The 19,171-nt window shown below is 68.4% G+C and carries 16 protein-coding genes; 7 read left to right on the forward strand and 9 right to left on the reverse strand.

Annotation, left to right across the window (positions count from 1 at the left end):
• Together RT323_RS04030 and RT323_RS04035 are read left to right on the forward strand one after the other, a co-directional pair.
• Nucleotides 1-1,192 (forward strand): FAD-binding oxidoreductase (locus tag RT323_RS04030; RefSeq protein ID WP_313405218.1); only part of this gene is annotated, 1,192 nt, incomplete at its 5' end.
• Nucleotides 1,193-1,369: 177 nt separating this feature from the next.
• Nucleotides 1,370-2,323: a hypothetical protein gene (locus tag RT323_RS04035; RefSeq protein WP_313405219.1), complete on the forward strand. Its 954-nt coding sequence runs from the start codon at nt 1,370-1,372 to the stop codon at nt 2,321-2,323.
• A 146-nt stretch (nt 2,324-2,469) separates the two neighbouring features.
• On the opposite strand, the gene RT323_RS04040 is transcribed toward RT323_RS04035, so the two are convergent.
• Nucleotides 2,470-3,333: an aldose 1-epimerase family protein gene (locus RT323_RS04040; protein WP_313405221.1), complete on the reverse strand. Its 864-nt coding sequence runs from the start codon at nt 3,331-3,333 to the stop codon at nt 2,470-2,472.
• A gap of 71 nt (nt 3,334-3,404) precedes the next feature.
• The gene (locus RT323_RS04045; RefSeq protein WP_313405222.1) at nt 3,405-4,832 is read right to left on the reverse strand and encodes a polysaccharide biosynthesis tyrosine autokinase; all 1,428 of its coding nucleotides are present in this window, start codon (nt 4,830-4,832) and stop codon (nt 3,405-3,407) included.
• A gap of 101 nt (nt 4,833-4,933) precedes the next feature.
• On the opposite strand from RT323_RS04045, the gene RT323_RS04050 reads away from it, so the two are divergent.
• The gene (locus RT323_RS04050) at nt 4,934-5,440 is read left to right on the forward strand and encodes a hypothetical protein (protein WP_313405317.1); all 507 of its coding nucleotides are present in this window, start codon (nt 4,934-4,936) and stop codon (nt 5,438-5,440) included.
• Nucleotides 5,441-5,448: 8 nt separating this feature from the next.
• On the opposite strand, the gene RT323_RS04055 is transcribed toward RT323_RS04050, so the two are convergent.
• Together RT323_RS04055 and RT323_RS04060 are read right to left on the reverse strand one after the other, a co-directional pair.
• The gene (locus RT323_RS04055) at nt 5,449-7,233 is read right to left on the reverse strand and encodes a DUF4012 domain-containing protein (protein ID WP_313405224.1); all 1,785 of its coding nucleotides are present in this window, start codon (nt 7,231-7,233) and stop codon (nt 5,449-5,451) included.
• Nucleotides 7,234-7,287: 54 nt separating this feature from the next.
• On the reverse strand, nt 7,288-7,881 hold the full coding sequence (locus RT323_RS04060; RefSeq protein ID WP_313405225.1) for an LPXTG cell wall anchor domain-containing protein: 594 nt from the start codon (nt 7,879-7,881) through the stop codon (nt 7,288-7,290).
• Nucleotides 7,882-8,134: 253 nt separating this feature from the next.
• On the opposite strand from RT323_RS04060, the gene RT323_RS04065 reads away from it, so the two are divergent.
• Nucleotides 8,135-9,643: a sugar transferase gene (locus tag RT323_RS04065; protein ID WP_313405227.1), complete on the forward strand. Its 1,509-nt coding sequence runs from the start codon at nt 8,135-8,137 to the stop codon at nt 9,641-9,643.
• 69 nt (nt 9,644-9,712) lie between these two features.
• On the opposite strand, the gene RT323_RS04070 is transcribed toward RT323_RS04065, so the two are convergent.
• The 5 genes from RT323_RS04070 to RT323_RS04090 form a co-directional block, all read right to left on the reverse strand.
• A complete protein-coding gene (locus RT323_RS04070) occupies nt 9,713-11,905 on the reverse strand; it encodes a 3-hydroxyacyl-CoA dehydrogenase NAD-binding domain-containing protein (RefSeq protein WP_313405229.1) in 2,193 nt (730 codons plus the stop codon).
• Nucleotides 11,906-11,936: 31 nt separating this feature from the next.
• Nucleotides 11,937-13,151, reverse strand: coding sequence for an acetyl-CoA C-acetyltransferase (locus RT323_RS04075; RefSeq protein WP_313405231.1), 1,215 nt, complete (start codon nt 13,149-13,151; stop codon nt 11,937-11,939).
• Between the two features lie 131 nt (nt 13,152-13,282).
• Complete coding sequence (locus RT323_RS04080) at nt 13,283-13,792, reverse strand: VanZ family protein (protein ID WP_313405233.1); 510 nt, start codon at nt 13,790-13,792, stop codon at nt 13,283-13,285.
• A 99-nt stretch (nt 13,793-13,891) separates the two neighbouring features.
• The gene (locus RT323_RS04085) at nt 13,892-14,368 is read right to left on the reverse strand and encodes a hypothetical protein (protein WP_313405235.1); all 477 of its coding nucleotides are present in this window, start codon (nt 14,366-14,368) and stop codon (nt 13,892-13,894) included.
• A 129-nt stretch (nt 14,369-14,497) separates the two neighbouring features.
• Nucleotides 14,498-15,964, reverse strand: a complete 1,467-nt coding sequence (locus RT323_RS04090; RefSeq protein ID WP_313405236.1) for a hypothetical protein — start codon at nt 15,962-15,964, stop codon at nt 14,498-14,500.
• Between the two features lie 167 nt (nt 15,965-16,131).
• On the opposite strand from RT323_RS04090, the gene RT323_RS04095 reads away from it, so the two are divergent.
• From RT323_RS04095 to RT323_RS04105, 3 genes are all read left to right on the forward strand, one after another.
• The gene (locus RT323_RS04095; protein ID WP_313405238.1) at nt 16,132-16,845 is read left to right on the forward strand and encodes a MerR family transcriptional regulator; all 714 of its coding nucleotides are present in this window, start codon (nt 16,132-16,134) and stop codon (nt 16,843-16,845) included.
• A gap of 214 nt (nt 16,846-17,059) precedes the next feature.
• Nucleotides 17,060-18,055: a glycosyltransferase gene (locus tag RT323_RS04100; RefSeq protein ID WP_313405240.1), complete on the forward strand. Its 996-nt coding sequence runs from the start codon at nt 17,060-17,062 to the stop codon at nt 18,053-18,055.
• Nucleotides 18,052-19,170: a polysaccharide pyruvyl transferase family protein gene (locus RT323_RS04105; RefSeq protein WP_313405241.1), complete on the forward strand. Its 1,119-nt coding sequence runs from the start codon at nt 18,052-18,054 to the stop codon at nt 19,168-19,170. Before RT323_RS04100 ends, RT323_RS04105 begins: the two co-directional genes overlap by 4 nt.
• Nucleotide 19,171: the final 1 nt, after the last annotated feature.

The following is a 19,171-nucleotide window of genomic DNA, read 5'->3' on the forward strand; positions in this document are numbered from 1 at the left end:
GAGCACGGGCCACAACGCCGGGCCCCTCGTGGCCGGCGGCCTCGACGACGTCGTGATCGTCCGCACGAGCGCGCTGGACGATGTCAGCGTGGACCCCGAGCGCCGGGTCGTCCGCGTCGGCGGCGGCGCCGTCTGGCTGCCCGCCGTGAAGGCCGCGGCGGAGCACGGGCTGACGGTGCTGCATGGCTCGTCGGTCGACGTCGGCGTCGCCGGCTACACCCTCGGCGGTGGCATGGGCTGGTACGCCCGGAATCTCGGTCTCGCGGCCAACAGCATGACGGCGGTCGAGATCGTGCTGGCGAACGGCGCCCTCGTGCGAGCCGACGCCGACCACCACGCCGAGCTGTTCTGGGCGGTCCGCGGAGGCGGTGGCAACTTCGGCATCGTCACCGCGCTGGAGTTCCGCGCGTACGACTTCAGCACCGCGTACGCCGGCATGATGATGTGGGACGTCGCGATGGCTCCCCGTGTCCTCGACATGTGGCGGGCCTGGGCGCCCGTCGCCCCCGACGAGGTGACGACGTCGTTCCGCATCATGAGGATCCCCCCGGTCCCCGAGATGCCCGACTTCGTCCGAGGTCGCACGATCGTGGTCATCGACGGCGCGGTCATGGCGGACGACGAGCGGGCCGCCGACGTCCTGGCGCCCCTGCGGGCTCTCGAGCCGGAGCTCGACACGTTCGGCCGGGTCCCCACCGAGACCCTCGTGCACCTGCACATGGATCCGGAGGGCCCCGCGCCGGGCGTCATGCGCTCGACGATGCTGCGCGAGCTGGACGACGAAGGCGCGGAAGCGTTCCTCGCGCTGTTCGGCCCGGGCGTCGAGACGCCGCTCATGCTGGCCGAGCTGCGCCAGCTGGGTGGCGCCCTGGGCCGGCCCCACGAGGGAGGCGGCGTGCTGTCGCACCTCGAGGGCGAGTTCGCGTTCCTGTGCGGTGGCATGGCGCCGAGCCCGGAGATCGGTGCCGTGATCGCCTCCGCCGGCGAGCACGCGGTCGCGGCGCTGGAGCCGTGGTCGAACGGTCGGTCCTACCTCAACTTCGCCGAGCAGCCGACCGACGCGCGCAGCGCCTACGCGGCCGATGCGTGGCTCCGGCTGGCCGCGATCCGCTCGGCGGTCGACCCCGACGGCGTGTTCGTCGCGAACCACGCGATCCCGCGCCTGTACGAGAACGGGCAGCCCACCCGCTGATCCGGAGCCGTCCGCGGGGCGACCCGCCCTCCCCTCCCCCCACTTTTGGTACGGGATTCCGCGTCCCGGAACCCCGTGGCCGTAATCCTGTGCCAAAAGTTGGGGAGGACGGCGGCGGTATCCACAGGACGCTCCCGGGTGGTTCCATCGGCGGCGCAAGCCCAGCAGTCTCTCGCCATGGATCCTGTGCCCGACAACCTCCGCGGCCGTCCGTTCACGACTGCGCAGGCCGAGGCGGCAGGAGTCGGCCGCCGCCGCCTGTACGGGTCCGGGTTCCGTTCCCTGCACCCGGGCCGGGGCGTCTGGTGCCTCGCGGACGAGCCCCTGACCTTCCCCCTTCAGCTCGCCGCCGATCGGTTGATCCTGCCGCCCGACGCCGCGGTCAGCCACGTCACCGGGCTGCGGATCTACCTTCCCGAGGCTCTCGGATCGACCCCGATCAGCCCGCGCCACTGGTCGACCAACACGCCCCGGAAGGTCCGATCCGAGCACGTCGTCCTGCACCGGCGCCAAGAATCCCTCTGGACGCAGGAAGTCGACGCCGTCCCGATCCTCGGACCGGACCGGTGCCTCGTCGACGCCGCGATCTCGTTGCCGCTGGCCGACATCATCAGGATCGGCGACGCACTCATCAAGGAGGGCCTGACCGCCGCCGAGGCGTTCACCGAGTTCGCATGGAGCCGGCACCTGCATGGTGTTCGCCGCTCGCGCCTGAGTGCCTGGCGGATGCGCGCACGGGCGGACTCGTTCGCGGAGACCGACGCGCGTCTGGTGCTCAACGTCTGTGGCCTGCCGGAGCCCGAGGTCAACGGCGTGATCGTCGTGCCCGAACGGGTCGAACCGTGGCACGGCGATCTGGTGTTGCGGAAGTGGAAGATCGACGTGGAGTACGACGGTTGGCACCACGAGCGGTCGGCAGCGCAGCGCCGGGTCGACATCCTGCGCCGGGAGTCGCTCGAGGCCGCGGGCTGGCTCGTCGTTGTCCTCACCGCTGACGACCTGCGCAGCGTCACGACTCTCGTCGGGCGCGTATGGCGTGCGCTGGTCGGCCGTGGGTACGAGGGAATGCCGCCGACGTACAACCACGTCGAGCTCGAAGAGCTCCGGCGGGACCCCAAGCCGCCGAAGTGACCGGCTGGCGGCCACCCTCCTCCGTTGCCCCCGCGCGCGACCGCTCCTACCGCGACTTTTGGAACAGGATTTCGCCTCCGCCGGTCCCCTGAGCGAAATCCTGTTCCAAAAGTGGGGGTTAGCGCGGGAGAGAGGGAGCAGCAGGCCTAGAGCAGCTCGATCTTGTACGAGAGCTCCTCGCGACCGCCGGGCGGCAGGATGACGTTGCCCGGCTTGGCCTCGAACTGGCCGTCGAAGTCGTGCGGCGCCGGCAGTCCGCGCCACGGCTCGATGCACACGAAACGCGCGCCGGGGACCGACCACACGGTGATGCCGGTGAACCCCTCCCAGGTGAGCCGCAGCTGACGACCGGTGCCGGAGGAGTACACCAGTCCGCGGCTGGCGACCTCGGGCATGATCACGGCGCCGTCCTCGAACCAGGCGTCGTTGAGCGTCATGACGCGTTCCCAGGCGGGGTTGTCGAACCGGTCGTCGGTCAGCAGGTTGTCGACGACGCGGCGGAACGGGACGGTCTCGGGCTCGTCGAAGCGGATCTCGTGCATCGATCGCGGCTGGTCCTGCTCGAGCGGCCAGACGAACGCCGGGTGCGCGCCGAGCGAGAACGGCATGGGCTCGTCGCCACGGTTCTCAACGGTGTACTGGGTGGTCAGCGTGTGCCCCTCGGCGAGGTAGGTCACCGCGAGCGCGAAGTCGTACGGGTAGTGCTTGCGCGTCTCGTCGTCGGCGACCAACACGAAGGAGGCGCGGTCCTGCGCGCTGTCGACGGCGCTCCAGCCGCGGTCGCGGGCGAAGCCGTGCTGGGGCATCGGGAACGTCTGGTCGCCGACCTTGATCCGGTCGTCGGGCACCCGGCAGATCACCGGGAACAGGACCGGGGCGTGACGCTTCCACGGGTCGTCGCCCGACCAGAGGTACTCGTGGCCGTCGGCGTCGCGCAAGGACACCGGCTCGGCACCGTGGTGGTCGATGGTCGCCGAGACCTGGTCGCCGTGGACAACGAGGGAGGTCATGGGTCGACGGTAGTCAGACCTCGCAGTCGCCCGCACGCGGAGGGCACGATCGCGTCAGCCAGATCACACGGTCAGGCCTTCGATGGGCTGCCGAACCGCGAGCGCTTGCGAGCACCGGTCTCGGGCTCGTATCCGTAGCCGTACCCGTACCCGTAGCCGTACCCCGTGCTGCGACCGCGGCGCTTCTTGGGCTGCGGCGACATGGTGACGACGGTGCCGCACAGGCGGGCGTCCACGCTGGCCAGCCGCTCGATCGCCGAGGCGTACTGGTCGGTCGTGGTCGAGCCGTGCTTGATGACCATGATCGCGCCGTCGGTGGCGGCGGCCAGCGGCGCGGCGTCGGTGACGGGCAGCAGCGGCGGCGCGTCGATCAGGACGACGTCGTACTCCTGGCGCAGCCGGTCGAGCAGCTTGCCCATCTCGGGCGACTCCAGCAGCTCGGCGGGGTTCGGGGGGATCCGGCCCGAGGGCAGCAGGTGCAGCCGCTCGGTGACCTGCTGAATCGCGTCCTCAGGATCGACGCGGCCGAGCAGGATCGTGGTGATGCCAACGCTGCCCTCGAGCTTGAGGTACTCGGCCAGCTTCGGCCGGCGCAGGTCGGCCTCGATGAGCAGTACGCGCTGGCCGCTGTCGGCGATGACCTGGGCCAGGTTGGCGGCCGTGGTCGTCTTGCCCTCGGACGGAACGGCACTGGTGATGACGTAGCACTTGTGGTTGGTGCCGGCGTCGATGAACTGCAGGTTCGTCCGCAGCACGCGGAACGCCTCGACCCGCGGGTGGTGGCCCTTGAGCTCGCGGACGAGCGGGTCCTTGGCGACCTCGCGGTCGTAGTGGATGTCGCCCAACACGGGAACCTCACGACCCGAGACCGAGCTGATCGCGTCGCGCGAGGTGATGCGGTTGTCGGTCATCTCGCGCAGGACCGCCAGGCCGAAGCCGAGCAGCAGCCCCAGCACGAGCGCCAGGCCCAGGTTGCGCGTGGGATTGGGCGAGACGGGCGAGTCGGGGACGGTCGCGCGGTCGACGATGGAGGCCTTGACGGGCGCGTCCTGCTCGCCGTCGGGCGTCTCGAGCTCTCGGACGTAGCTGGTGAACGTCTCGGCGACGGTCTGGGTCAGCTCCTGCGCGCGCTCGGGCGAGGGATCGGTGACCGAGACGGAGAGGACCACGGTGTCCAGCTCGACACTCGTGGTCGTGCGGGCCATCAGATCCTGCGGGGTCTCCTCCAGCTTCAGCTTCTCGACGACACGGCTGGCGACCTCCTCACCCTTGATGAGGGTCGCGTAGGACTTCACGCGCTGCTGGCTGAACTGGCCGCCCTGCTGCAGCTCGCCGCCGGAGTCACCGGCGGGAGTCTTGACGAACATCCGGGCGGTCGACTCGTACTGGGGCGTGACCGAGAGCGTGTAGAAACCGGCGGCGACCACGGCCGTGACGCAGACGAACGCGATCATCAGCCAACGCTCCCGCGCGATGCGCAGGTAGTCCTTCACGTCCATGCGGGCCTCCGGTTTCGGGGAAGTGGGGCGAGGTCGGTGCATCGTCCTCGTCGTGGGGGCGCGGCAGTAGGCTCTCGACCGTGGAGCACCGGATCCTCGTCGTGTGTACGGCGAATGTGTGTCGCTCCCCCATGGTCGCAGCGATGCTGCGGCACCGCCTTGGCGGCCACGGCCCCACGGTCGAGAGCGCCGGCGTCCGGGCTCCCGAGGGACGTCCGATGGATCGGGACTCGGCTGCCCAGCTGACCAGCCGCGGGATCGAGGTGCCGTCCAGCACCGCTCGCCAGCTGACGGCCGAGATCGTGGCGGGGGCCGACCTGGTGCTGACCGCCACCCGCGCCCATCGCGCTGACGTGCTGGACCTGCATCCTCGATCGCTGCGCCGGACCTTCACGCTGCTGGAGTTCGCGGCCCTGGGCGATCTCGTGGATGCCACGGACCTGGCCGGCCTGGTCGCCGGGGCCGCCGGCGCACGGACGCAGGGTCCTCGCAGTGCCGACCTGCGCGATCCGATCGGTCATCCGGCCGAGGTCCATGCCGAGGTCGCCATCCTGGCCGAGACCGCGGTGGCGTCCATCGCGGCCCGGCTGAAGGCCCTCGGCGGTTAGCCCGAACGTCAGCGGCATGCGCTCGGCACCCGGAGGTCGTTGCTGGAGGTGTCGATGCCGGGCGTCTCGAAGTAGCGGCCATCGCCGTCGGCGCCGGGCGCCGTCTCGACCCGCCAGGTCACCGAGATCTCCTCTCCGGGCTTCACCACGAGGGTGCCGTACTGGACCGGCCGGTCCTTGTACGTGACGTCGCTCGAGGCGAGGGACTGCTCGGTGCCATCGATCGTGAACCCGGTGACCTTGCCGCCCTTGGGGGCCAGCAGCCGGTAGGTCAGTAGCTGGTTGCCCTTCTTGGTCCGGTCGCCCTTGCCGGTGATGTACCACGGCGCCTTCTGCGGATCGCCGCTGAACTGGTTGCGGAACGAGGTCGTCACGAGGATGGCCTGTCCGCGGTCGGCGGTGCAGGTGGTGGCCTTGACCCGGGTGTCGTAGCGCAGGTAGTACTGCATCTTGCCTTGACCCGAATCCGTGATGTAGAGGCCGACGTGCGGCGTGTCATCCAGTTGGGCGACGCGCCCGGCGACGGCCGTCCCGGCGACGACCTTCTGGCGGTCCTTGTCGCGGAACCACATCTGCAGGCGGCGCTCCGAGGCGGCGTCCGAAAGCGCGGAGACGATCTTCGTCCAGTCGCCGCGACCGTTCATGACGGCCTCGAACGTGCGGCCGGTCGCGTCCTCGAAGTACGCGTTCTGGTCGTCGGGGTTCTCGTACTCGAGGTAGACACCGTTGAGCAGGCGGTTGAGGGCCGTGTCGGCGGTCAGCTTCTCGCCGCCGTCGAGCTCGACCGCCCCGACACCCTGCAGGACGTATGACATCGCCACGGCGTCGAGGCTAATGACCCCGTCGATGTCGACGCCGTAGGCCTGCTCGCCACGATCGGCCCAGATCTGGGCCACCCGGGGAAAGTCGGGGTTGATGTTCGTGGACCGCACGTCGCGCCCCATCAGCGTGCCGAAAGCGGCCTGCTCGTCCTTGCTGAGCTCGGCGTCGGGCAGTCGCGTCCCGTCAGGGCGGCGGTTCAGCAGATCGGAGGACGACTGCTCACCCAAGGTGATCTTGCCGTTCTCGCTGCTCAACAGCACGTAGACGCCGCCCATCCCGCCGGTGGAGCGGATCTCGGCATTCGTCTGGAACACGAGCAGGTAGTTCTGCTCACCGCCGGCGCCCAGGGACGCCGGAGCCAGCTGCATGACGCGGCTGGCGGCATCGGCCGCACGGTCGGCCTGGTCGACCTGGCGCTGCAGGTCGAGCACCGGGCGCACGAGGGGTCCGAGGAGGCCCTCGGCATCGATCGAGCGGACTTCGGCCGCGTTGCGGTCGAGGACGTCACTGGCGGATGCCAGCGCGGGAGCCAGCGTGGCCAGCGCCTCGACGTCGATCTGTCCGTCCTTGGGCTTGAAGCTCTGGACGGAGAGCGACGAACCGGCTTCGACCAACGGCGGCAGTCCGCGCGCCGCGATGTCGTCGATGGACGCGGAGGTGGTCTGGACCGCCTCGACGTTGCGCCCCAGCCACGGCACCTTGGCCGCGAAGTCCCACATGCCACCGCTGCTGAGGCGGTGCGCCTCGGCCGTGTCGTCCTGGAGTCGCTCGAGCGAAGCGGCGGCGCCCTCGGCGTCGCCGGAAGCCAGCTGGTCCTTCAAGGCGACGGCCTGGTCCTGGGCGCGGAGCAGGCTGCTGGCAACCGTCCTGGCCTCGAGGGCGAAGGGCACCAGCGCAAACACGATGACGGCCAGGCCGAGGCCGATCAGTCCCCACAACAGCGGAGACCGCCACGTCATCCGAGAGAACATGGCGGTCATCCTAGGCACGGCGGTGGGCAGCGCCCACCGCCGTGCTCACGTGCTTCAGGAGGTCTTCCGACGACGGGCGGCCACAGCCACACCGCCACCGACGACCACGAGGCCGGCGCCCAGGGCGAGCAGCTGCCAGTTGTCGCCACCGGTGTCGGCCAGGGCGCCGTCGTTGGTGGTGGAGTCGTCGTTGGCGCCTGCGGCGTCGTCGCCCTCATTGGCGGCGTCGTCGTTGGCATTGTCGTCACCGTTGGCGTTGTCGTCGCCATCGGTGCCGTCACCCGCATCACCGGCCACGACGACCGTGAAGGTCTGCGTGGAGGTCTGGTCACGGACCGCGGCCAACGTGGCGTCAGCGCTATACGCGACGGGGCGGAAAGGGCCCTCGGTCGAGTAGTTGCAGATGACCGTGCCGGTGTACGTGCCCGGATCGGTGGGGGCGGTGAACGACGGGTCGTAGTCGAAGCCGACCGCGTTGGCGCCGTTCTGTCCGTTGAAGGTGGAGTTCCACGCGCACTCGACGTTGGACGTGAAGCTCACGGTGAAGGGCTCACCGGGCTCGGCGGCGGCAGCTCCGCCGTCCTGGACGATGGCCGGATCGCCATAGCCGTCCGACGAGGCGGGGCCCGTGAGAGCAAGCAGGATCATGGCTCCCATGGCGAGCACGAATGAGAATGGGCGGATCAAATTGGCGACCATGTTGGGGTTCCCTCCGAAGCGACATCAAGACGATGTACGACCATGAAAACAGAATCATCCGACGAATGTCGAACGGGGGGGACCCAGCGCACATAGCTACTTTTTAGTAACACTTGTCACACGCGTAACACAAGGTCTGATCAATCACAGTGGCCGTGGGACGCGTCCGGCGTGGTCCGAAAAGCGTCTTATCGTGGGGCGCGTGACAGCGGACGGACAGCAGGAGCGCCTCGCCACCGACCACGGGAGTCGTGCGCCCGCTTCCCGCTCCCTGCCCGACCGGTCGTTCGATGAACTGCGTCGTCGCCACCAGCGGCGCATCGCGGCGACCGACCTCATCGTGCTGCTGTTCGCCGTAGTGTTCTCCGAGCTCGTCTGGCTCGGAACGCAGGCGGACACGATCGCGGCCCGGTTCAACGTCGGCTACACCAAGTTCGGCGTACTGCTGACCCTGGCGTGGTGGTTCGGCCTGCGCCTGGGCCGCACCCGATCACGGACGGCACTGGGGTCCAGCCGGGAATATCAGCGAATCTTCCATGTCACGGTCACCATGTTCGGCGTCCTGGCGATCGCCGCCGTCCTGCTCAAGCTCGACCTGTCCCGCGGGTATCTCGCCATCGCGTTTCCGCTCGGCCTCGTGGGCCTGCTCTTCACGCGACGCGCTTGGCAGAAGTACCGCGAGCGCCAGTTCCGCCTGGGCCGCTACGTGCGTCACGTGATGGTCATCGGACAGGTCGAGTCCGCTCGCGAGATCGCCGGCTGGTTCTCGCGGAACCCGGTCTCGGGGCAGCGCGTCACCGGCGTCTGGCTGCCGGACCAGGAGATCAATCACGACTGGCTGCGGGTCGACGACAACTTCATCCCGGTCCTGGGGACCGCACGCTCGTTGAAGTCGGCGCTCGACATCGTCGAGGCCGATGTCGTGATCGTCTCGGATACTGAGCATCTGGGGCATCACGGGCTGCGAGACCTGACCTGGGAGCTCGAGGAGGCCGGCGTCGAGATGCTGCTGTCCCCGAACCTCCTCGCGGTGACGGGCTCGCGCATCCACATGCGCGAGGTCGGTGGGCTCCCGTTCGTCCACGTCCAGGAACCCAGGTACGCCGAGGCCGGCAACTGGCCCAAGCTGGTGTTCGACCGCGTCGGTGCCGCGCTGGTCCTGCTGCTGGCGTCGCCGGTCTTCCTCGTCACCGCGATCGGCGTGAAGCTGAGCAGCCCCGGCCCGGTGTTCTACCGCCAGGAGCGGATCGGTCGCGACGGGGAGCCGTTCCCGATGATCAAGTTCCGCTCGATGCGCCTGAACGCCGACGCCGAGCTGACGAGGCTGCTGGACGAGCAGGGCACCTCGGACTCGCCCCTGTTCAAGGTCGAGAACGACCCGCGCATCACCCGGATCGGCCACGTCATCCGCCGGTACTCGATCGACGAGCTGCCCCAGCTGCTCAACGTGCTGAAGGGCGAGATGAGCCTGGTCGGGCCACGCCCGCAACGCGAGGCGGAGGTCGCCCTGTACGAGGACAGCCACTGGCGCCGACTACGGGTGCGCCCCGGGATGACGGGCCTGTGGCAGGTCTCGGGTCGGTCGAACCTGACGTGGGACGAGGCGATCCAGTTGGACATGTACTACGTCGAGAACTGGTCCCTCATGGGCGACCTGCAGATCCTGACCCGCACCGTGCGGGCCGTACTGGCCAAGGAGGGCGCGGTCTGACACCGGACCCCGGCACCACGACGAAGCCCCGGTCCAGTGGACCGGGGCTTCGTTCGTGGCAGGGACGGATCAGGCGAACTTCTCGCCCTTCTCGGCCTTCTCGAGCAGCAGCGCGGGCGGGGTGAAGCGCTCGCCGTACTTCTCGGCCAGCTGCTGGGCGCGCTCGGCGAACGCCTTCACGCCGATCTCACCCGTGGCCGACTCGTAGCCGTTGACGTACTGCAGCGCACCACCGTGGACCGGCGGGAAGCCGATGCCGAAGATGGAGCCGATGTTGGCGTCGGCCACCTGGCGGATGACGCCCTCCTCGTAGCAGCGGATCGTCTCGACGGCCATGATGAACGTGAGGCGCTCCTCGATGTCCTCGAGCGGCACGTCCACGTCGTCCTTGACGAACAGGTTCCACAGCTCGGGCCACAGGAACTTCTTGCCGCCCTCGGGGTACTCGTAGAACCCGGCGCCGGCGGCCTTGCCCGGGCGACCGAGCTCGACCAGCTTGTTGACGACCTCGGACGCGGGCGTGACGGGCAGCTCCTTGCCCTCGGCGGCGGCGGCCTTGCGGGCCTCGCCCTCGATCTTCTGCTGCAGCGTCAGCGAGACCTCGTCGGACATTGCGAGCGGCTGGCCCGGGAAGCCGGCCAGCTGCGCGGCGCGCTCGATCGTGACCGGGTCGACGCCCTCGGCCAGCATCTCGACGCCCTCCATCACGAGCGTGCCGAACACGCGCGAGGTGAAGAAGCCGCGGCTGTCGTTGACGACGATCGGGATCTTGCGGATCTGCTTGGTGAAGTCGATCGCACGGGCCAGGGCCTCGTCCGACGTCTTCTCGCCCACGATGATCTCGACGAGCTGCATCTTGTCGACCGGGCTGAAGAAGTGGATGCCGATGAAGTCCTCGGGACGCTGGACGCCCTCGGCGAGGGTGGTGATCGGCAGCGTCGACGTGTTCGAGCCCAGCAGAGCGTCGCCGTTGACGATCGGCTCCAGCTCGGCGAAGACGCTGTGCTTGAGCTCGACCGACTCGAAGACGGCCTCGACGACGAAGTCGCAGCCCTTCAGGTCGGCATAGTCGGCGGTGGGCGTGATGCGAGCGAGGATCTGGTCCTTCTTCTCCTCGGTCAGGCGACCGCGGTCGACCTGCTTCTGCAGCAGGTTGACCGAGTAGCTCTTGCCCTTCTCGGCAGCCTCGATGCTGACGTCCTTGAGGACGACCTCGATGCCCGCGCGCGCCGCCTCGTAGGCGATGCCCGCGCCCATCATGCCGGCGCCCAGGATGGCGACCTTCTCGGCCTTGCGCTCGGCGATGCCCGCCGGACGCGAGCCGCCGGCGTTGATCGCGCCGAGGTCGAAGAAGAACGCCTGCGTCATGTTCTTGAACTGCTGACCGATCAACAGGTCGACCAGGTAGCGCGACTCGATCCGGCTGGCGGTGTCGAAGTCGACCTGCGAGCCCTCGACGGCAGCGCTCATGATGTGACGCGGGGCCTTGTAGGGCGCGCCCTTGAGCTGCTTCTTGAGGTTGGCCGGGAAGCTGGGCAGGAAGGCCGCCAGCTTGGGGTTGCTCGGGGTGCCGCCGGGGATCTTGTGTCCACCGCGGTCCCACGGCTGCGAGGCCGCTTCCTCGTTGCCGGCGTTGGCCTCGACCCAGGCGCGCGCCTTCGACAGCAGCTCGTCGGCCGGGACGATCTCGTCGATCAGGCCGACCTTGAGCGCCTTCTCGGGCTTCATGCGCTGGCCCTGCAGCAGGACGTTCATCAGCGCGTCCTGAATGCCGAACATGCGCACGGTGCGCGTGACGCCACCGCCGCCGGGCAGCAGGCCCAGCGACACCTCGGGCAGGCCGATCTCGTAGCGGCCCTCCGCGGCGATGCGGTGGTGGCAGGCGAGAGCGATCTCGAGGCCGCCACCGAGGGCGGCGCCGTTGATCGCCGCGACGACCGGCTTGCCGATCTTCTCGAGGCGGCGCAGCGTGGCCTTGATGGACTCGACGTTGTCGAAGAGCATCTGGGCGTCGGCCGGCGTGGCCTGCGTCATGAGCTTGAGGTCGCCGCCGGCGAAGAAGGTCTTCTTCGCGCTGGCGATGACGACGCCCAGAATCTCGTCGCCGTTGTCGGCGATCTCCTGGGCGAGACGGTCGACCGCGGCCTCCATGGAGGCGCGATAGGTCTCGTTCATCGTGTTGGCGCTCTGGTTCGGGTCGTCGATCGTCAGGGTGACGATGCCGTTCTCGACCTCGTAGCGCACCGCGTCGGTTGCAGTCATACGTATTCCTTCGTGGTCTCGGGTCGGTCGATCAGATGCGCTCGACGATGGTGGCGATGCCCATGCCACCGCCGATGCAGAGCGTGGCCATGCCGTAGCGCTTCTCGCGGCGCTCCAGCTCGTCGACGAGCGTGCCCAGGATCATCGCGCCGGTCGCACCCAGCGGGTGGCCCATCGCGATCGAGCCGCCGTTGACGTTGGTGCGGTCGTGCGGGAAGTCGTCGAGGTCGCGCATGAGCTTGAGCGCAACGGCGGCGAAGGCCTCGTTGATCTCGAGCAGATCGATGTCCTCGATCGACAGGCCGGCCTTGTCCAGCGCCTTGCGGCAGGCGGGGCCGGGGCCCGTCAGCATGATCGTCGGCTCGGAGCCGATGACCGCGGTGGAGACGATGCGGGCGCGCGGCTTGAGGCCGTGGCGCTCACCGGCGTTCTCGTTGCCGATCAGCACGAGCGAGGCGCCGTCGACGATGCCCGAGCTGTTGCCCGCGTGGTGGACGTGGTTGATCTTGTCCACGTTGACGTACTTCTGCAGCGCCACGGCGTCGAAGCCACCGAGGTCGCCGATGTCGGCGAACGAGGGCTTGAGCCCCGAGAGCGACTCGACGGTCGTGCCCTCGCGGACGAACTCGTCGTGGTCGAGGATCGTCAGGCCGCTGAGGTCGCGGACGGGGACGATCGACTTGTCGAAGTAGCCGTTGGCGATGGCCTTGGCGGCACGCGCCTGCGACTCGGCGGCGAAGGTGTCGACGTCCTCGCGGCTGTAGCCCTCGATCGTGGCGATCAGGTCGGCGCCGATGCCCTGCGGGGCGAAGCCGGTGTCGAGCGAGGTCTTGGGGTCCATCGCCCAGGCGCCGCCGTCAGAACCCATGGGCACGCGGCTCATGGACTCGACGCCGCCGGCGATGATCAGGTCCTCCCAGCCGGACTTCACGCGGGAAGCGGCCTGGTTGACGGACTCCAGGCCCGAGGCGCAGAAGCGGTTGAGCTGCACACCCGCGACCTGCTCGCCGAATCCGGCGGCCAGCACGGCGGTGCGGGAGATGTCGGCGCCCTGGTCGCCCACGGGCGACACGACGCCCAGGACGACGTCGTCGACCGCGTTGGGGTCGAGGTCAGGGTTGCGCACCTTGATCTCGTCGAGCAGTCCGGTGACCAGCGAGATCGGCTTGACCTCGTGGAGCGATCCGGTCTTCTTGCCGCGCCCGCGAGGGGTACGGATGGCGTCGTAGATGAATGCCTCGGTCATGGATGTCCTCACAACGGATGGAAGCGTTGGCGATGATTCTGACACCATTACTGTCAGAGTCGCCACATACCCCCAGTATTCCATCCGGTTGCGCGAATCCAAGCCCCTCGGGAAGAGCGGTTTCCCAAGCCTCAGGACCCGGCGAGCAGGCCCCACACCAGGACGCCCAGCACGGCGACGACGACCGGGATCAGCGTGCCCAGCAGCGGGACGCGCCACCGTGGATGCGCCGTCGCCGCACGCACCGCCACGAATCCGACGCAGGCGCCGGCCGTGTTGGCGGCGAGGTCGATCAGCGACGGGGTGCGATCGACCGGAGCGAGCCACTGCGCGAGCTCGATGACCACGGCGATCGACAACGCTGCCGCGACGGCGGCCCACACGCAGATGCGTGGCCACCAGAACGCCACGGCAAGCCCGACCGGAACGAAGAGGACGGCATTGGCCGAGACCTCCGCCGTCGCGACGACCTGCTCGGGCGTGAGGGTCACCAGGTCGGCGGCCCGTCGCGTGACGGACCAGTCGGCCAAGGACAGGCTGGCGTCCACGTGCCGAGGCCACAACCCGATCGTGGCCAACAGGGCCCCGTACACGGCAGCGAGCGCGATCGTCGGCGCGTGCACGCGGGTGGTGGCGTTCATCCCGTCCAGCGTAGGGATGCGTCCGACCCTGCGAGACGTGACGTTCGTCGCTGGGCGCGGTTGGCAGACCCATGGTCTGGCATTCCGGAGCCGTGGAACTTAGGTGTCGGCCCCAGTCAGGGCGAAGTACTTGCGACGTCGATCCTGACCACGTTCGGCGGGCTTCTCATGAACCATCCCGGTGAGTGACAGTTCTGCCAGAGCTCGCGAGACCTCATCGGGCCGCGCTCCCAGCGCACTGAGGCGTTCACTCTTGAGGAGTTCGGAGGGAGAGGCAGACTGCCGTTCATCCAGTTCGGACTTCACCGCCTCGACGACCCGCGACTTGCGTGTGGCGGCGAGCCCACCGGAGCCGTCGGGACCCAACACATCCGAGCGTGCAGCAAGCATCTCGGTGACCGCCCACATCACGCCCGCGAGGTAGGCGTGGCTCTGGTCGCTCTTCAGCATCTCCGTTGGTCGATTGAGCACGAGGCCGCCGTCCAACTGCTCACGCAGGGCGGCCACCGGCGGCATCGCCGCGCGAATGGCCCCGACGTCGGCCCGCGCAGCCAAGCGCGACAGGTCGATGAGCACATCGACAGCGGGACTGAGGTCGGCTTTTCCTTCCCTGGCGCGAACGACCAAAGCCTCCAGGAGAGACGAAAGATGCGCCACAGGACGAGTCACAGACAAGGCCAAACCCCCGGCGGATAGCAATAGTTGTCACAAGTTGTGTTCACCGTACCAGACCCCTTCGCGTTCCGTGAAGTTGAAGATCCACATTCCTGTGCCGTGTGCCGGGCCCGGCTTGACCTCTGGAAAGCGAAGGACGTCTGGCTCGTCGCGGTACGGACCCGAGAAGACGGCCTCGGCGCGCCCTCCAACAAACCGCTCGGGGTCGGGCTCCGAGCCCCACGCGACCGGGCCGTTCGCCATGATCGCCAAGCCCTGACTGCCAGTGCTGAGGCGTGCCATCACGTTGGCCATCGACTTGGTTTTCGCGCTCATGGTGGGAACGACGAGCAAGTTCACGCCGATGTCGATCAGGGCCTCCACCACCTCACTGTCCAAGGTGTCCAGACAAAGCAGCACGGCCAAGGCCCAGCGATCACTGGCGAAAATGCGAATCTCAGAAGACGTCGTGATCTGCTCCTGCAGTTCGCCGAGATGGGCACCATGCAGTTTCGTATGTGCGACGGCCTGCATGCCCATGCCCTCGCGAGGGAAGAGCATCCGAGCTTCGTTGGTGCAGGTGCTTCCTGGCCCCGTCTCGGTCACCACGCCCGCGATGATGAGCACCGGCTTGGAGAGCATGTCGCGCCCCTGGTCGCACAGGTAGTCCCACATTGATTCAGTGAGCGCGTATTCGTGAAGGACCACGAGGGATGCGCCAGATTGCGTTGCCTTCTCGACCATTCGCGCAATCCGTCGCGCCTGGCGTCGCGGGTCCCGCGGACCCAGGTTTCGATAGAACCTGTCGTCGGTGACGATGGCGTACTCGTCCAGCGTTAGCGTGGGCTCGAGTACGGCCACCACGAACTCATGCAGTTCATCGAGGGCGAAGAGTCGCCCGAACGCGTCCCAGTCCAGCACGAAGCGAAACCTGGAGTGCACGGGCCTGCCCAACGCGAGGTGCGGTGTGGCTTCAAGACCGCGGTGCGGATGACTGCTTGGTCGCGTGTTCATCTCGTGCACGTCGATCCCAGCAACCCCGGGTCGCACGAGTAGCGGATGGGCACCGTCAGGATCGATCTCGAAGTCGAGCTTCGCTCGATGGTGCGGCTCGAACGTCTCCCCCACGAGACCGTCGACCGCCAACGCGAGTGCATAGGCGGTGCGAACTGCCGCCATAGCCGGCGTCACAGCGTTCTCGCTGCGGGCCTGCTCCTGCGCCAGATCCCATAGCGTCGCGACGTGTTCCTTCGCCGCGACGGCAGAGAACCATGCGTCGGACCCCGGAGAGACCCCCGTTGACTCGTGGAGGCGCTCCATGGCGGTCGCGGTGACCTCGGTGATGGTTGACCACGGTTCACCCGGCCGAGAGTCCCAGTCGTCTGGCGCCGGCCGCCACTCGCGGCAGAATTGCAGAAGTTCTCGTTCCACTCGCACCCACGAGGTGCTCAGTAGGTCCAAGTCGCTCAGGTTCTCGAGCAACTCGCACAGCGCGGCCCATGCATCGGGATGACTCACTCCGGGGTTCCCTTCGTTCGATCACATTTCCCGAGAGACGTCGGCTCAGGCGCCGAGTGTCGAAAGACTGTCCCCTGCCACCGACACCGCGTCAAAGGTCATGGTTGACGTCAAGGAGACGCGCCTGCGCGGGCACCAGCCGATCGCCTCCGGACTAGTCTCGGCTTGTGAACGAGCCCGCCGAATCGATCGGCATCGAGCAACTCGCGGAGCGTGTCGGCATGTCCGTGCGCACCGTCCGCTTCTATGCGGGCCGCGGCCTGATCCCGCCGCCGCGCCGCGAGGGTCGCAACGGGTACTACGGGCGTGACCATCTGGCCCGGCTGGAGCTCGTGCGCGAACTGCAGTCCCACGGGTTCACGCTGCAGGCGATCGAGGGCTACCTCGAGAAGATCCCGGCCGACGCGAGCCCGGAGCAGGTCGCACTGCATCGGACCCTGCTGGCGCCGTGGATGCCGGAGCTGCCCGAGACCGTCGAGCGAGGCGCACTCGAGAAGCGCGCCGGCCGGGAGCTCTCCGACGACGACCTCGAGCTGCTCATCGCGCTGGGCGTCATCGAGCCGACACCCGACGAGGACGTCTTCCGTCTCGCGCCTGCGCACCTGGCGGTGGGGATGGGATTCCTGGATGCCGAGCTGCCCATCGATGCAGCGCACGGGGCGCGGAAGCTGATCCTCGCTCACGGGACAGCCTTGGCAGATGAGTTGACGGAGCTGTTCCGCAATCAGGTGTGGCCGCACCTGAAGTCCTCGGGCCAGCCACCCGAGATCATCACGGCGATGATCGAGCGCTTCAAGCCGTTGACGATCCAGGCATTGGTCACGGCGTACGAGCAGGCGGTGGATGAGCAGAAGCGCGAGACGGTCCGGCGGCGCAGCTGACTCGTGTCCGGGACGTGTATCCAGTCCCCGGCTGCCGCCCCGCGACCCGTATCCTCAGAAGCGCACGTTCTGGGGGGCAAGAACAGATTCGTCGTTGACCCCTTCGTACTCGTGACAGTCTCGACCGAGGGGAGTGACAGTGCCGCGGGATGCGACCGGAAGGACTCCCGAGAGGCCTCGCGTTCTGCACGTCGCGGAATCGTTCTCGGCAGGCGTGGGAGCCGCCATCGCCCAGTACGCGGACCGCATGCCCGAGTACGACCACCTGCTCGTCTACGCCGAGCGGGCCGAGTCGCCGATCGAACCCGCTTGGCTCGAGCGCTTCATCGCCGCTGAGCCCATGCGCACGGGCCACGTCTCGCGGATCCTGCAGATCGCGCGATTCCGGTCCCGTCATCGACCTCAGGTCATCCATCTGCACTCCTCGTTCGCCGGCGTCTACGGGCGACTGGCGGTGTCACGCCGCCGAGCGCGGATCGTCTTCACTCCCCACTGCTACGCGTTCGAACGACTCGACCTCAGCGCGGGAGTCCGAGGGGCGGTGCGACTCATCGAGAAGGGGCTCAGCCTCAACACGTCTGTCGTCGCGGCGTGTTCGAAGCACGAGTCAGAGCTCGCCGAGGACCTGGGCTTCAAGACTCATGCGGTGCATGTCCCGAGCATCGTCTCGCCACTGGACCGGGTGCTTCCGGAGAACCCCCCGGTCGTCGCCGCGAGCGGGCGCCTCTCTCCGCAGAAGGATCCTGCCTATTTCCTCGAGATCGCCCGGAGGTTCCGCCGCGAGCACCCGCGGTCCGACGCACGGTTCGAGTGGATCGGCAACACCGATCCTGCTTGGGACCGGGCGTTCGCCGACGCTGAAGTGAGCGTCACGGGATGGCTCCCACGTGAGGAAGCACGCGACAGGCTGGCGCGCGCAAGCGTCTACGTCCACTGCGCTCTGTGGGAGGGCTTCCCCGTCTCGATCCTCGACGCCGTCGATTCGGGCGTTCCCCTCGCTGTTCGCGACCTCCCCTACGCGCTCTCGGTCCCACGGGACAGCCTGTTCAGTGATCCCGAAGAGGCCGTCGCGCTCATTGCGCGGCAGCTCGCAGAGCCCGAGGACCAGCGTTCGAGCGTGCCGTGGAAGGAGTTCCTGGTCGCCCACTCAGCTGAGCGTCAGCGCCAGGGCCTCGAGGTGGCCTACGGGCCGATGGGCACGCCATCGTGAACCGAGTCCCCAGAATCGTCATCGCGAACGCGTACAGCCGCACCAACTCCGGGGACGGCCTGCTCGTCGATGAGTCCGCACGGCTGGCGCTGGAAGCGTTTCCGGACGCGGAGCTGAACCTGATCGCCATGGCTCCTTCGTCGTTTCCTGAGTACCCTCATGCGCTCAACCCGGTCGCGGGGCCGTCCGAGGACATGCCGTGGCATCGGGTCGCACGCGTCTTCCTCACGGGCCTTCCCCATCCCGCGGTTCGTGACCTCCTCCGCGACGCCGATCTCGTCCTTGCGGTCGGGGGCGGATACCTCCGGGCGAACACGCCGGTGGCCGCGCTCAAATCGCTCATCTCGCAGGCGAGTCAGGCACCCCGGGGGGATGCACCTCCCTACATCTATCTCCCGCAGAGCATCGGGCCGTTGCCGCCCAAGGGCCTGCACACGTCCTTCGAGCGCCTCACCCGCGCAGAGCGGGTCTACGTGCGCGACGACCGCTCGCTCGCCGAGTGCCTGGAGCACGGATTCCCGGCTGTGCGGGCCCCCGACCTGGCTGTCATGGCGATCGCCGATCGCTGGTCGGGTTCACCTCCTGACGGGCGGACCCTATCCCGGCCCGCGCGCATCGGCCTCGTTGCCCGGAGCCTTCCGGACCGGCACGGCTACGTCGACAAGGTCCGTCAGCTGGCATCGCTTCCCGGCGTCGAGCTTCTCGTCCAGAGTGCTGGGCGGGGCAACGACGACCCTTCCTTCTACGAGGCTCTCGGCCGGCCCGGCCCGCACCGCACCCTGCAGGAGGCTCTCGCGAGCGCGGATCATCCTGACGTGACCATTTCCGTGCGCATGCACGGGGCCCTGGAGTCCATTCTCGCCGGGATCCCGTCGGTGCATCTCAGCTATGAGCGCAAGGGGTGGGGGGCCTATGAGGACCTGGGCGTCGCCGAGTACGTCCACCATGCGTGGCGCTTCAACCCGGACGTCGTCATGGGACAGGCGCTCGAGATCGCTGCCGGCCCGCACCCCTTCTGGAAGCAGATCGAGGCCAGCATTCCTCGCCTACGTGTCGCCCGCGGCGCGTTGACACGCTCGATCCGCGAGGTGGCAACCCGGGGACGGGGGTCGTGAG

The organism is Aeromicrobium sp. (assembly GCF_032084975.1).
In the GTDB taxonomy this organism is placed as follows: Bacteria; Actinomycetota; Actinomycetes; order Propionibacteriales; family Nocardioidaceae; genus Aeromicrobium.

Excerpts from the sequence above, each read along its gene's own strand:
- RT323_RS04070 (WP_313405229.1), bottom strand. The coding sequence starts at position 11,905 with ATGACTGCAACCGACGCGGTGCGCTACGAGGTCGAGAACGGCATCGTC.
- RT323_RS04035 (WP_313405219.1), top strand. The coding sequence starts at position 1,370 with ATGGATCCTGTGCCCGACAACCTCCGCGGCCGTCCGTTCACGACTGCG.
- RT323_RS04060 (WP_313405225.1), bottom strand. The coding sequence starts at position 7,881 with ATGATCCTGCTTGCTCTCACGGGCCCCGCCTCGTCGGACGGCTATGGC.
- RT323_RS04080 (WP_313405233.1), bottom strand. The coding sequence starts at position 13,792 with ATGAACGCCACCACCCGCGTGCACGCGCCGACGATCGCGCTCGCTGCC.
- RT323_RS04040 (WP_313405221.1), bottom strand. The coding sequence starts at position 3,333 with ATGACCTCCCTCGTTGTCCACGGCGACCAGGTCTCGGCGACCATCGAC.
- RT323_RS04055 (WP_313405224.1), bottom strand. The coding sequence starts at position 7,233 with ATGTTCTCTCGGATGACGTGGCGGTCTCCGCTGTTGTGGGGACTGATC.
- RT323_RS04045 (WP_313405222.1), bottom strand. The coding sequence starts at position 4,832 with ATGGACGTGAAGGACTACCTGCGCATCGCGCGGGAGCGTTGGCTGATG.
- RT323_RS04075 (WP_313405231.1), bottom strand. The coding sequence starts at position 13,151 with ATGACCGAGGCATTCATCTACGACGCCATCCGTACCCCTCGCGGGCGC.